Origin of the sequence: Vibrio sp. 10N.247.311.51 (assembly GCF_041467855.1) — a bacterium.
Lineage (GTDB): Bacteria > Pseudomonadota > Gammaproteobacteria > Enterobacterales > Vibrionaceae > Vibrio > Vibrio coralliirubri.
In genome coordinates this window covers 1-12,531 of sequence record NZ_JBFSVK010000021.1, presented here as the reverse complement: position 1 = coordinate 12,531, position 12,531 = coordinate 1, and the positions used below count along the sequence as shown (strand labels likewise).

At 44.6% G+C, this 12,531-nt stretch carries 13 protein-coding genes; 9 read left to right on the top strand and 4 right to left on the bottom strand.

The window, feature by feature from the left end:
- Positions 1–29 precede the first annotated feature (29 nt).
- The 7 genes from sfsA (at position 30) to panC (ending at position 6,168) form a co-directional block, all read left to right on the top strand.
- Positions 30–755 carry a DNA/RNA nuclease SfsA gene (gene sfsA, locus AB6E85_RS17540; protein WP_017066814.1) on the top strand — a complete coding sequence of 242 codons (726 nt, stop codon included), beginning with the start codon at positions 30–32 and terminating at the stop codon, positions 753–755.
- A gap of 135 nt (positions 756–890) precedes the next feature.
- Entirely contained in the window at positions 891–1,337 is a 447-nt protein-coding gene (gene dksA, locus AB6E85_RS17535; protein WP_004738189.1) for an RNA polymerase-binding protein DksA, read from the top strand.
- Between the two features lie 218 nt (positions 1,338–1,555).
- Positions 1,556–2,431, top strand: a complete 876-nt coding sequence (gluQRS, locus tag AB6E85_RS17530) for a tRNA glutamyl-Q(34) synthetase GluQRS (protein ID WP_372143379.1) — start codon at positions 1,556–1,558, stop codon at positions 2,429–2,431.
- A 183-nt stretch (positions 2,432–2,614) separates the two neighbouring features.
- Complete coding sequence (gene pcnB / locus AB6E85_RS17525) at positions 2,615–3,970, top strand: polynucleotide adenylyltransferase PcnB (protein WP_017059432.1); 1,356 nt, start codon at positions 2,615–2,617, stop codon at positions 3,968–3,970.
- Positions 3,967–4,452, top strand: a complete 486-nt coding sequence (folK, locus tag AB6E85_RS17520) for a 2-amino-4-hydroxy-6-hydroxymethyldihydropteridine diphosphokinase (RefSeq protein WP_004735459.1) — start codon at positions 3,967–3,969, stop codon at positions 4,450–4,452. The genes pcnB and folK overlap by 4 nt, the downstream gene beginning before the upstream one ends.
- Before the next feature lie 22 nt (positions 4,453–4,474).
- Complete coding sequence (panB, locus tag AB6E85_RS17515; protein WP_048605732.1) at positions 4,475–5,269, top strand: 3-methyl-2-oxobutanoate hydroxymethyltransferase; 795 nt, start codon at positions 4,475–4,477, stop codon at positions 5,267–5,269.
- Between the two features lie 8 nt (positions 5,270–5,277).
- Positions 5,278–6,168, top strand: coding sequence for a pantoate--beta-alanine ligase (gene panC, locus AB6E85_RS17510; RefSeq protein WP_048615611.1), 891 nt, complete (start codon positions 5,278–5,280; stop codon positions 6,166–6,168).
- Between the two features lie 135 nt (positions 6,169–6,303).
- On the opposite strand, the gene AB6E85_RS17505 is transcribed toward panC, so the two are convergent.
- The 3 genes from AB6E85_RS17505 to AB6E85_RS17495 all read right to left on the bottom strand — a co-directional run bounded on the left by AB6E85_RS17505 (position 6,304) and on the right by AB6E85_RS17495 (position 9,975).
- Positions 6,304–7,074 carry an ABC transporter permease gene (locus AB6E85_RS17505; RefSeq protein WP_010435987.1) on the bottom strand — a complete coding sequence of 257 codons (771 nt, stop codon included), beginning with the start codon at positions 7,072–7,074 and terminating at the stop codon, positions 6,304–6,306.
- Position 7,075: 1 nt separating this feature from the next.
- Entirely contained in the window at positions 7,076–7,993 is a 918-nt protein-coding gene (locus tag AB6E85_RS17500) for an ABC transporter ATP-binding protein (protein WP_372143377.1), read from the bottom strand.
- Positions 7,994–8,343: 350 nt separating this feature from the next.
- Positions 8,344–9,975 carry a SulP family inorganic anion transporter gene (locus AB6E85_RS17495; protein WP_197279006.1) on the bottom strand — a complete coding sequence of 544 codons (1,632 nt, stop codon included), beginning with the start codon at positions 9,973–9,975 and terminating at the stop codon, positions 8,344–8,346.
- A gap of 286 nt (positions 9,976–10,261) precedes the next feature.
- Between AB6E85_RS17495 and can the strand changes: the two genes are divergently transcribed.
- Complete coding sequence (can, locus tag AB6E85_RS17490) at positions 10,262–10,930, top strand: carbonate dehydratase (protein ID WP_017059437.1); 669 nt, start codon at positions 10,262–10,264, stop codon at positions 10,928–10,930.
- A gap of 74 nt (positions 10,931–11,004) precedes the next feature.
- Here can and hpt read toward each other — a convergent pair whose 3' ends face one another.
- A complete protein-coding gene (gene hpt / locus AB6E85_RS17485; protein ID WP_017059438.1) occupies positions 11,005–11,535 on the bottom strand; it encodes a hypoxanthine phosphoribosyltransferase in 531 nt (176 codons plus the stop codon).
- A gap of 337 nt (positions 11,536–11,872) precedes the next feature.
- Here hpt and AB6E85_RS17480 point away from each other — a divergent pair, with 337 nt between their 5' ends.
- A complete protein-coding gene (locus AB6E85_RS17480) occupies positions 11,873–12,478 on the top strand; it encodes a LuxR/HapR/OpaR family quorum-sensing transcriptional regulator (protein ID WP_019824386.1) in 606 nt (201 codons plus the stop codon).
- Positions 12,479–12,531: the final 53 nt, after the last annotated feature.

Genomic DNA, 12,531 nt, shown 5'->3' with positions numbered 1-12,531 from the left:
ATAAAAACCTACCTGTCTAAATAAGTAATATGCACTTCAATCCGCCATTAGAGCCAGCGACTCTTATTAAACGCTATAAACGTTTCCTCACTGACATCCAACTTCCAGACGGTAGCGAGCGTACTATTCACTGCGCTAACACTGGAGCGATGACAGGATGTGCGACTCCTGGCAATACGGTGTGGTACTCAACCTCCGATAATGCAAAAAGAAAGTACCCAAACAGCTGGGAGATCTCAGAAACAGACAAAGGTCATCGTATTTGTGTAAATACTGCGCGGGCAAACCAGCTAGCAGTGGAAGCAATTGAAAATGGGACTATAGTTGAACTCTTAGGTTATAACGCGTTACGAACCGAAGTGAAATATGGCAGTGAGAATAGTCGCATTGATATTCTGCTTGAAGATAACGAAAAGCCGCCTTGTTATATCGAAGTGAAAAGCGTCACTTTGCTCGACGAACAAGAAACGTCAACTAAAGGGCAAGGTTTTTTCCCTGATGCGGTCACAACCAGAGGCCAAAAACATCTGCGTGAACTCACAGAAATGGTCGAATCTGGAAATAGAGCCGTACTTTTATTCACTGTTTTACATTCAGGTATTGAAAAAGTGTCTGCGGCACACCATATAGACGCCAAATATTCGTTATTACTAAAACAAGCACAAGACGCTGGAGTTGAAGTGCTTTGCTATAAAGCAGAGCTCAGCAGTACTCAAATACAACTAAAACAAGCTGTTGAATTTATCAATAGCTAAGCAAAGATGCTGAACTAATCACATTGATTGCAAGTTTGAATAAGAGTATTTGCCACCATTCGTTCTTTCTGCTATAGATACCCGCCTTAAAATTAGCTGCTTTGCAGTTGACTAGGTGTAAATAGGAGATGCTGTATGCCAGAATCTAAGAAAAAAGCGCTAGGCATCCTAGCCATCGCAGGTGTTGAACCGTACCAAGAGAAGCCAGGTGAAGAGTACATGTCACCTGAGCAAACGGAACATTTTACAAAAATTTTAGCAGCTTGGCGCAACCAGCTCAGGGAAGAAGTTGATCGTACTGTGCACCACATGCAGGACGAAGCAGCGAATTTCCCAGACCCAGTTGACCGTGCTTCTCAAGAAGAAGAATTCAGCCTAGAGTTACGTAACCGTGACCGTGAGCGTCGTCTTATCAAAAAAATTGAGAAGACATTAGACAAGATCGAAGAAGACGATTTCGGCTTCTGTGATTCTTGCGGTATCGAGATTGGCATTCGTCGCCTTGAAGCTCGTCCAACTGCTGATCTTTGTATTGACTGTAAAACACTTGCAGAGATCAAAGAGAAACAGATGCAAGGTTAATTCTTGCAGATGTAAAGAAAGGGAGCCTTGGCTCCCTTTTTTGTTTGTTATCCGAGCGAAGTATTTCACACGCTTGATAGTAAATAGCAGCTTTAAGCCTTAGTTCTATACATCAAACCTTTTTCTATAGATTGAAGCTTAGTTCTACGCATTAAAGCTCTTGTTAAACGTCTTAAGAATCGGCTACTGCGGTACCATTTAGATTAGGTTGTTCACTCATGAATTATATCGGGCGCTTTGCACCATCACCGTCAGGTCCTCTTCATTTTGGCTCACTTGTTGCTGCTCTTGGTAGCTACTTTCAAGCGAAATCTAACCAAGGAAAATGGTTAGTTCGTATGGAAGATCTCGACCCTCCAAGAGAAATGGCCGGCGCTGCAGACCTCATTCTTAAGACGCTTGAGGCTTACCACCTATTTTGGGATGGTGAAGTCGTCTATCAAAGCCAGCGTCATGGCTTGTATCAAGCTCAAATCGATCAATGGGTCGCTGACAATCAAGCCTACTACTGCCAATGCACCCGCAAGCAGATAAAGGCTTTGGGTGGCTTTTACAATGGTCACTGTCGAGATGCAGGTTTAATCGATTCAGGCGAACAGGCGGTGCGCTTGTGCATGGACTTTCCAGTAGAGTCCTTTGATGATGTTCGCCACGGCACCATTCAAATCCCTAAAGCACTAGCTGAAGAAGATTTTATTATTAAACGCAGAGATGGATTGTTTGCCTATAACTTGGCTGTTGTCCTTGATGACATCGAACAAGGAGTGACAGAAGTCGTAAGAGGCGCAGATCTGATAGAACCAACTGGTCGACAAATCAGTTTGTATAAGACGCTCAAACAAAAAACAGTGAGCTACTTGCACTTACCATTGGCAACCGATAGCTTGGGGAATAAACTGTCAAAACAGAACCATGCCACCGCGATAGATCTCGATAACCCAAAACCAACGTTACTCAACGCGATGCGATTCTTAGGTTTTGATATCCCGACGGCTCTTTGTGAGGCTTCAATGGATGAGATTTTATTGTGGGGCTGCCAACAATGGAACGTCAGCTGGTTACCTGATAGTTTACAAAAAGAGCACTGTAATTAGCTCGAAACTCACGGCAAATAGCAAAAACGACACATAAAAATGCCATAACCAACCACTGTGGTTAAGCAGACGATGTTCTCAAATGGCTCGCGCTAAGCTATTATTAGCCGCAATTAAACTCTGCACTACCACTTTGGACTAAGAGAAAAACAAAGTTGGCGATACCTACTTTGTTCTAAACTAATGAATACAAACGACAATACCCCAAGCGAACAACGCGGATTCCACGAATTAGCTCTGAATATTTATACTCGTCAAGAGCACAATATTTCACGCAAGCAGATCAGCGACAACGCACTAAAAGTGCTATATCGCCTGAATGGTGCGGGTTTTGACGCATTTCTAGTCGGTGGTGGTGTGCGCGATATCTTATTAGGCTCTCAGCCAAAAGATTTTGATATTGCGACCAACGCAACGCCAGAGCAAATCAAACACCTCTTCAGAAACTGTCGCCTTATCGGTCGCCGTTTCCGCTTGGCACATATCATGTTTGGTCGCGACATTATTGAAGTGGCAACTTTCCGTGGTCACCACCAAGAACCATCGAAGAACGTTTCTGCACAATCGAAAGAAGGCATGCTACTGCGCGATAACGTGTACGGCAGTGTTGATGAAGATGCAGAACGTCGTGATTTCACAATCAACGCGATGTACTACAACATTGCAGACTACAGCATCCACGATTACGCGGGTGGTGTAGAAGATTTAGAAGATAAACTGATCCGCCTGATTGGCGATCCAGAAACGCGTTACCGCGAAGACCCAGTACGTATGCTACGTGCAATGCGCTTCGCCGCTAAACTGGATTTCGACATCGAAGAAGACACGGCTGACCCGATTGAAGAGTTAGCTCACCTTCTAAGAGACATCCCAGCAGCGCGCCTTTACGAAGAGTCTCTAAAATTACTGCAATCAGGTCACGGTTTAGAAACCTACCACCTGATGCGCGAGTACAACCTGTTCCAACAGATGTTCCCAGCAGTAGCTGAGCACTTCACAGAAGATTACGACTCTCACACAGAGCAGATGCTTGATTTGGTTCTCGATTCAACCGACCTTCGCATCGAAGATGGTAAGCGAGTAAACCCAGCATTCATGTTCGCAGCGATGCTTTGGTACCCAATGAACAAACTGGCAGACAAACTTGTCGCTGAACAGGGAATGGCACACTACGATGCGATCATGGAAGCGAGTAACATCATTCTTGATCAGCAAGTAAAGTCTATTGCGATTCCTCGTCGTCACACCGCAACCATTCGCGAAGTTTGGCAACTGCAACTTCGACTGCCTCGCCGTAACGGTAAACGCGCTGTTCGTCTAATGGAGCTCAACAAGTTCCGTGCAGGCTACGATTTCCTAGAAATGCGTGGTGAGATTGAAGGTGGCGAAACCAAAGAGTTAGCAAAATGGTGGGAGCGTTATCAGACTGCAGGTCGCAACATGCGCCAAGCAATGGCTAACGACGTAGCGGCACCATCAAAGTCAGGCCATCGTCGCCGTAAGACTTACCGAAACAAAAAGAGTAAGCAATCCGAATGATAACTGCTTACATTGCGGTCGGCAGCAACCTTGCCGACCCAGTTAGCCAAGCAAATTTGGCTATCGAAACGCTAAAAAGCCTACCGCGATCAACGTTTATTGCGACCTCTCAGCTATATAGTAGCACTCCAATGGGACCGCAAAATCAACCTGACTACATCAACGCGGTAGTCGCTATCCAAACCGAATTAACGCCAATTGAACTACTTGATTGCACTCAAAAGATCGAACTAGAGCAAGGGCGCGTCCGTAAAGACGAACGTTGGGGACCAAGAACCTTGGATCTCGACATTGTGCTATACGGCAATGAGGTGATCGATTCAGAGCGCTTAATCGTTCCTCATTATGGAATGAAAGAACGAGAGTTTGTACTCTACCCGCTTGCTGAAATCGCACCAAGTTTACAACTCCCTGATGGGACTGAGCTGACAGAACTGCTGAAAATAGTAGATAAGAACGGGCTCAATGTTTGGCAACAATAGCCAAGCGCATTAAGGAAAACCAATGAAAAAAGTAACCATTAACGACCTGATCAAATGCAAACGTGAAGGCCGTAAATTCGCGACTTCGACAGCTTATGATGCGAGCTTTGCTCAATTATTCGAAAGCCAAGAAATGCCAGTTCTGCTTGTCGGTGATTCACTGGGTATGGTTTTACAAGGCCATAACGATACATTACCAGTAACCGTTGAAGACATTGCTTACCATACTCGCTCAGTGCGTGCTGGTAGCCCAAATTGTCTTCTTATGGCTGACTTGCCTTTCATGAGCTACGCAACGCCAGAGCAAGCTTGTGAGAGCTCAGCGACTTTGATGCGTGCTGGTGCGAACATGGTAAAAATCGAAGGCGGAAGCTGGTTGGTTGATACTGTGAAGATGCTAACAGAACGTGCAGTACCAGTATGTGCACACTTAGGCTTAACGCCTCAATCTGTGAACATTTTTGGTGGTTACAAGATTCAAGGTCGTGACGACGAGCAAGCCGACAAAATGGTTGCTGACGCGTTGGCACTGCAAAACGCAGGCGCTCAAATCGTTCTACTTGAATGTGTGCCAGCTTCATTGGCAAAACGAATTACAGAAGCTTGTGACGTACCGGTTATCGGTATCGGCGCGGGTAATGTTACCGATGGTCAGATCTTGGTTATGCATGACATGTTCGGTATTTCTGCGAACTACATGCCGAAGTTCTCTAAGAATTTCCTAGCAGAAACAGGTGATATGCGTAAGGCAGTAGCTCTATACAAAGAAGAAGTAGAGAGCGCGCGCTTCCCTGATGAAGCTCATACAATCGCTTAGGAGTAAGTATGCAAACTTTTGCTGAAATAGCGGCTCTTCGTGAGCAGATTAAACAGTTTAAGCGTGATGGACGTACGGTTGCTTTTGTACCGACTATGGGAAACCTGCATGAAGGCCACCTAACTCTGGTAAAGAAAGCTCGTGAGCTGGCCGACATCGTTGTGGTAAGCATCTTTGTAAACCCAATGCAGTTTGACCGTGCCGACGACCTAAACAACTACCCTCGCACGTTAGAAGCAGATTTAAGCAAGCTAACAGGTGAAGGTGTTGAGCTAGTATTTACACCAACGCCAGAGGTGATGTACCCAGATGGATTAGACAAGCAGACGTTTGTTGAGGTCCCTGGCATATCTCACATGCTTGAAGGTGCCTCTCGTCCAGGTCACTTCCGTGGTGTATCAACCATTGTCACTAAACTGTTTAATATCGTTCAGCCAGACTTTGCATGCTTCGGCGAGAAAGACTTTCAGCAACTTGCTGTTATTCGCCAGATGACCACTGATTTAGCGTTAGACATTGAAGTTGTCGGCGTTGCGACCGTTCGTGAAATGGATGGTTTGGCAATGAGCTCTCGCAATAGCAACCTCACCATTGATGAGCGTCAACGTGCACCGGTTCTAGCGCGCACTATGCGTTGGATCAGCAGCGCAATTCGTGGTGGCCGCGATGATTACGCCTCAGTGATTGAAGATGCAACTGACCAGCTACGCGCTGCAGATCTTCAACCTGACGAGATCTTCATCTGCGATGCGAAAACACTGCAAGCGATCACTTCAGAATCAACTCAAGCAGTGATTCTAATGTCGGCTTTCCTAGGTAAGACCCGTCTTATCGATAACCAAGTTCTCGATTTGGTAACGGAAACCAAAGAAGAAGTGAAAGAAGAAACGGCTGAGTAATCCGCTTTCTTCTCTTTACGTAAACCAGCTTCTAACGCAAAGCACAAACGAAAGATACAAAAAAGGTCGATGTAATATCGACCTTTTTCTTTGCCTGTCATTCAGGATAATGAATAGAACCTGGATAACCAAAAGTTAGCTACGTAAGCCGATACCCTTTGTCACTAAGTAGTGTGCAATGCCATACAACAGCACGATAAACACACCTAGTACGCCAAACGACGTCACGATACCCACATCAGACACACCCAAGAAGCCATATCTGAACGCGTTAACCATGTACACGATAGGGTTCAACTTCGATACACCTTGCCAGAATTCAGGCAATAGACTGATCGAGTAGAACACACCACCAAGGTACGTCAGCGGCGTTAAGATAAAGGTTGGGATAATAGAGATATCATCAAACGTTCGTGCGAATACCGCGTTAATCAAGCCACCCAGAGCGAATACTACCGACGTTAAAAATACCGTCGCAATGATCACGCCCCAATGGTCAACTTGTAAGTCGACAAAGAACAACGACACGAAGGTTACTATAGTGCCCACTAACAAGCCACGAACCACACCACCCATTACGAAGCCGGCGATAATCACGTAGTTAGGAACAGGTGCTACGAGCAGTTCTTCAATGTTCTTCTGGAACTTGGCGCTAAAGAACGATGAAGCAACGTTGGAGTATGAGTTGGTGATCACCGACATCATGATCAGACCGGGAACAATGTATTCCATGTAGCTAAAGCCGTTCATTTCACCAATACGCGCACCAATCAGGTTACCGAAGATGATGAAGTAAAGCGTCATGGTAATCGCTGGCGGCACCAGAGTTTGCACCCAGATACGAGTAAAGCGATTGATCTCTTTGGTCAACAAACTGCAGAAAGCTGTCCAATATAGGCTGTACATATTATTTACTCCCCTCACGGACGATACTCACAAATAGCTCTTCTAGACGGTTTGCTTTGTTACGCATAGAGAGGACTTTAACCTGTTGCTCGCTCAATTGAGCAAAGATGGTATTCAAACCTAGGTTCTTGTCGATTTCAATTTCTAGCGAGCCATTGACCATCACTTGGCTATTCACGCCTTCAAGCTTAGGTTCAGTCGTGCCCTCTTCCAGATCCAGAATAAAGGTCTCAGCACTCAATTTACCCAACAGCGCTTTCATTGTTGTGTTCTCAATCAGTTCACCGCGATTGATGATACCAATGTTGCGACACAGCATTTCTGCTTCTTCTAGGTAGTGCGTGGTCAAGATAATGGTAATGCCCTGCTTCTCATTGATCTCTTTTAGGAATTCCCACATTGAACGACGCAGTTCAATATCAACGCCTGCCGTTGGTTCATCAAGGATCAACAAATGAGGTTCATGCATCAATGCACGCGCGATCATCAAACGACGCTTCATACCACCAGACAAGTTACGCGCACGTTCGCCACGTTTTTCCCACAAATCGAGTTGAGATAGGTACTTTTTCGCTCGCTCTTTTGCTAAGGATTTTGGCACGCCGTAATAACCCGCTTGTTGCAGCACGATCTGTTCAACGGTTTCGAACGGGTTAAAGTTAAACTCTTGAGGCACAAGGCCTAAGTTCTGCTTCGCTAACTCCAGATCGGTATCAATGTCGTAGCCGAACACTTTAACCTTGCCTGACGTTTTATTTACCAGTGAAGAGATAACACCAATGGTGGTTGATTTACCCGCACCATTGGGACCAAGTAGTGCGTAAAAGTCACCTTTTTCTACTTGTAAACTAACGCCCTTAAGAGCCTCGAAGCCCCCAGCATAAGTTTTTCTTAATTGCTCAATTTCTAATGCATACATAGAGATAGACTGCCATTTGCTATAGATAAGATGTAGACGACCGAGCTTGAGGAAGAGAGTAATGCTTAAAACGAGCTAGCAGAAAACTAACCCAAACTTGTTTACTCGGCCATTTTGCAAACAAGTTTATCGTTGATTGACGATTAATACAAATATCGTGTGAGAGTTTCTTTCGAAAACCAATAAGCCTCTTGGCTACGTGAAGACTAAATCAACGTTCAATAAATATAAAAATGCCGCTAAGTTATTCACTTAACGGCATTAATGATCAGTCTTGAAGTGAGCGTCTATAGCTTATTCATATTAGATTATTCATATCAGCTCATTCATGTTCGCTTATTACTGAATAATTAAACTGACTCAAATTGATGCTCATCTCTGTCGACATAGCTTGTTGCTGCCGTCAGGGCTTCATATCTGAATCGATAAGTGTTGGATTCAGGTACTAGGTCAATCACGTGGAACTTCTCTAGTTGCTGACGAGTATTCTCATTGGGACAAAGCAGGTACACCTCACACTGCGCATCCAATGCATCTTTAATCGCATTCTCTAGCGCAAGGCCAACAGTGACATCAATCATAGGGACATCTGTCAGATCTAGAATCATCGCTTCATAGTCAGAAATACTTGAGTGCTGACGTGAAATCGCTTTTGAAACGCTGAATATCATCGGTCCTGAAAGGTAGAAGAATAGCACCTTACCATTGGCACTATCGAGTAACTGACGTTCGCTATCGGTCAATGGGATATCGTCTTCATCATCACCATCACTGATCGCCTTAACTTGTCTGGCTTGCTCTCGGCTCAATCTTTCAATAATCAGAATGTTCGAGATAAACACGCCCAGTCCAACGGCAATAATCAAGTCAACAAACACAGTCAGTAACATCACGCCGTACATCACGCCCATGCCAGCATAGCTGACCTTGTGCGCGCGCTGGATAAAACTCCAATCTAGGATATTGAAACCCACATACATCGCGATACCAGCCAGCACTGCCATAGGAATCGGTTCTGTTAAGCCACCCGCAACCAATACCACGAGCGCAAGTACTAAAGCTCGAATAACACCTGAAAGCGGAGAACGCGCTCCCACCTGAATATTGGTTACAGTCCCCATAGTGGCACCCGCGCCAGGTAGCGCACCAAACAGGCCAGAGATCATATTGGCAATGCCTTGGCCACGAAGCTCTTTGTCTGAGTCATGCTCTTTACGAGTCAGTGAGTCTCCGATAACCGCGGTCAGAAGCGTATCAATGCAGCCAAGCGTACCCAGTACCAAGGCATCAATAACCATGGTCGTGAACTGTTCAGCGCTGATCGTAGGGATAACGAGAGAAGGTAAACCAGCTGGGATTTCACCAATACGGCGAATAGAGTCGGTATCAAAAACAATGACGGACAAGAGTGTCACAGCAACCAAAGCGACCAGTTGAGCGGGCACATACTTACGATATTTAGCCGGAAAACCGAAAAGAATACCGAGCGTCAATGCACCTAAAAACAGTTCACTCACTTTTAAGTTTGCTAGCGTATCAGGAAGAGCAGAGAGCGTGCCCATCACCCCACCAGAAGGTGCGGCATGTCCTAATAAAGGGGACAACTGAAGAATAATTAAAATAACGCCAATACCCGACATAAATCCGGAAATCACGCTATATGGCATCAAAGTCACGTATTTTCCGAGCTTTAACGTGCCGAGCAATATCTGAAAAGCACCTGCCATCATCACGACTGTGAAGGTCATTGCCATGCCAGTTTCAGGATATTTCGCGACCATGCTGGTCATTACGGCTGTCATGATCACCGTCATTGGGCCGGTCGGTTCTGAGATCAGGCTACTCGAGCCACCAAACAATGCCGCAAATAGGCCAACCATGATGGCACCCCAGAGGCCAGCTTCCGCGCCCGCACCAGAAGCAACACCAAATGCCAATGCTAAAGGTAATGAGATGATGGCAGTAGTAACACCACCAAACATATCCCCTTTGAGATTGATATCCGTAAAACGACTTCCAAACAAAACACACCTTCCTGATGATGAAATGACAAACCTTATCACTTTAACAAATGTATCAAGTGTTCAGAAAGTGTTAATTCAATCACATTATTAATGTCTTATAACCGGATCATAGCTTCTACGCTAAGTTAATGATTTTAACGACGAGTACACGTCAGATGAGTACTATTTGACACAGTTTTTACGAGATTGAATTTGTAACATTGTGTATAGTTGAGATTCTTAATTAAGGGATGTAAGACGCAAAATGCCAGAGATTAAACAGCTTTTTGAAAACAACTCTAAATGGTCAGAAGAAATTCGATCTCAACGACCTGAGTATTTTACAACGCTTGAAGAGGGTCAAAGCCCTGGTTTTCTATGGATTGGCTGCTCAGATAGCCGTGTTCCGGCCGAGCGTCTCACTGGTTTGTATTCTGGCGAACTGTTTGTTCACCGAAATGTGGCGAACCAAGTGGTTCATACCGACCTAAACTGCCTCTCAGTGGTACAGTACGCCGTCGATGTACTCAAAGTTAAACACATCATTGTCTGCGGTCACTATGGCTGTGGCGGTGTTAACGCGGCGATTGATAACCCTAAACTTGGTCTTATCAACAACTGGTTACTTCACATCCGTGACAATTACCTAAAATACCGTAAACAAATCGAGGGGCTTCCTCGTGAGCAATGGGGTGACAAGTTGTGCGAAATTAACGTCGCAGAACAGGTTTATAACCTAGGCAACTCAACCATTATGCAGAATGCGTGGGAGCGTGGCCAAGACGTTGAAATCCACGGTGTGGTTTATGGTATTGGCGATGGCAAGCTGCAGGACCTTGGCGTACGTTGCTCAAGTAACGATACTCTAGAGAACAGTCATTTAGATGCATTAAACAAGATCTTAACGACACCTCTTCTTAGTCAACAAAGCTAACCCATTCCGTCATATATACAAAAAGCCCGCATCAAGCGGGCTTTTTAATGACTTCTAAACCACAAGCGTAATGATTACTCTTGAGGTACTACCTTACCGATGTACGGTAGGTGACGATATTTTTGTGCGTAGTCGATACCAACACCAACAACAAACTCGTCTGGGATTTCAAAACCAATCCATTTTGTATCTACTGTCACTTCACGGCGAGAAGGCTTGTCTAGTAGCGTACAAATTTCGATAGACTTAGGACCACGTAGGCTCAGAATCTCTTTTACTTTAGTCAGCGTGTTACCTGTATCGATAATATCTTCTACAAGTAGAACGTCTTTACCTTGGATATCATCATCAAGGTCTTTCAAAATACGAACATCACGTGAGCTTTCCATGCCGTTGCCGTAGCTAGACGCGGTCATGAAATCAACTTGGTGAGTTAAATCGATAGCACGAGCAAGATCTGCCATAAAGACAAAAGATCCACGCAATAAGCCAACTAAAACTAGATCTTCACTACCGTTGTAGTGTTCCGTGATCTGTTTGCCTAGTTCGTTCACTCGATCCTGAACTTCTTGCTCAGAGATCATGACTTCAACTGTATGCTTCATACTGCTCTCATTCTATTTGGTGATTGCGACGAATGTTGACAGTTTCGTCAGTTGTGTCGCTCAATTTTGTGCGTAAGTCTAGCACTGCTCAAATACCCACACCACCTTATGGTTCGAATTTACTGTCAGATTCTCAACGAAATGTGCGCTGGTGCCTTATCCAATACTCGTCTCCTTTCACATCAATGCTGATCACGCTTTATGTATCAAGTTTGATGTAACTGTCTATAAAACAAGCTGAAAGGATTGACCATTCGCATATGCACCATTACACTCATCTTGGCTTAAATAATAATAAAATCATTAATATAAAAATTTCGTTGGCAAGGAAAATAAAATGGACTCAATATCTAAGAGACCTAGAACTAGGCTTTCACCTTTAAAAAGAAAACTTCAATTGATGGAAATCGCTCTTGAGGTATTCTCTCGCCGCGGTATCGGTCGTGGTGGACACGCTGATATTGCAGACATCGCTCAGGTGTCTGTCGCAACTGTATTTAACTACTTCCCAACCCGTGAAGATCTGGTTGATGAAGTACTAAATCACGTTGTACGCCAATTCTCTAACTTCCTTTCAGACAATATCGATCTGGATATTCACGCAAAACAAAACCTACATAATATTGCGACTGAAATGGTGACGTTAGTGGCTCAAGATAGCCATTGGTTAAATGTATGGTTCGAATGGAGCGCTTCGACTCGTGATGAAGTATGGCCACTATTCGTAACAACCAACCGCACTAACCAAATGTTAGTACAAAACATGTTTAGCAAAGCGATTGAACGCGGCGAAGTTTGCGACGATCACGATCCTAAACATCTAGCGAACCTATTCCACGGCATTTGCTACTCGCTATTCATCCAAGCGAAACGTGTAGAAACGCCAGAAGAGCTTTCAAGCTTAACGGATAGCTACTTGAACATGCTGTGTATTTATAAGTAGATTCGAGATTCGAGATTCGAGATTCGAGATTCGAGATTCGAGATTCGAGATTC

Bases quoted from the DNA above. Each gene is read 5' to 3' on its own strand.
- can (WP_017059437.1), top strand. From the start codon at position 10,262: ATGCCAGAGATTAAACAGCTTTTTGAAAACAACTCTAAATGGTCAGAA.
- gluQRS (WP_372143379.1), top strand. From the start codon at position 1,556: ATGAATTATATCGGGCGCTTTGCACCATCACCGTCAGGTCCTCTTCAT.
- AB6E85_RS17480 (WP_019824386.1), top strand. From the start codon at position 11,873: ATGGACTCAATATCTAAGAGACCTAGAACTAGGCTTTCACCTTTAAAA.
- sfsA (WP_017066814.1), top strand. From the start codon at position 30: ATGCACTTCAATCCGCCATTAGAGCCAGCGACTCTTATTAAACGCTAT.
- AB6E85_RS17500 (WP_372143377.1), bottom strand. From the start codon at position 7,993: ATGTATGCATTAGAAATTGAGCAATTAAGAAAAACTTATGCTGGGGGC.
- panB (WP_048605732.1), top strand. From the start codon at position 4,475: ATGAAAAAAGTAACCATTAACGACCTGATCAAATGCAAACGTGAAGGC.
- hpt (WP_017059438.1), bottom strand. From the start codon at position 11,535: ATGAAGCATACAGTTGAAGTCATGATCTCTGAGCAAGAAGTTCAGGAT.
- dksA (WP_004738189.1), top strand. From the start codon at position 891: ATGCCAGAATCTAAGAAAAAAGCGCTAGGCATCCTAGCCATCGCAGGT.
- panC (WP_048615611.1), top strand. From the start codon at position 5,278: ATGCAAACTTTTGCTGAAATAGCGGCTCTTCGTGAGCAGATTAAACAG.
- pcnB (WP_017059432.1), top strand. From the start codon at position 2,615: ATGAATACAAACGACAATACCCCAAGCGAACAACGCGGATTCCACGAA.
- AB6E85_RS17495 (WP_197279006.1), bottom strand. From the start codon at position 9,975: ATGTTTGGTGGTGTTACTACTGCCATCATCTCATTACCTTTAGCATTG.
- folK (WP_004735459.1), top strand. From the start codon at position 3,967: ATGATAACTGCTTACATTGCGGTCGGCAGCAACCTTGCCGACCCAGTT.
- AB6E85_RS17505 (WP_010435987.1), bottom strand. From the start codon at position 7,074: ATGTACAGCCTATATTGGACAGCTTTCTGCAGTTTGTTGACCAAAGAG.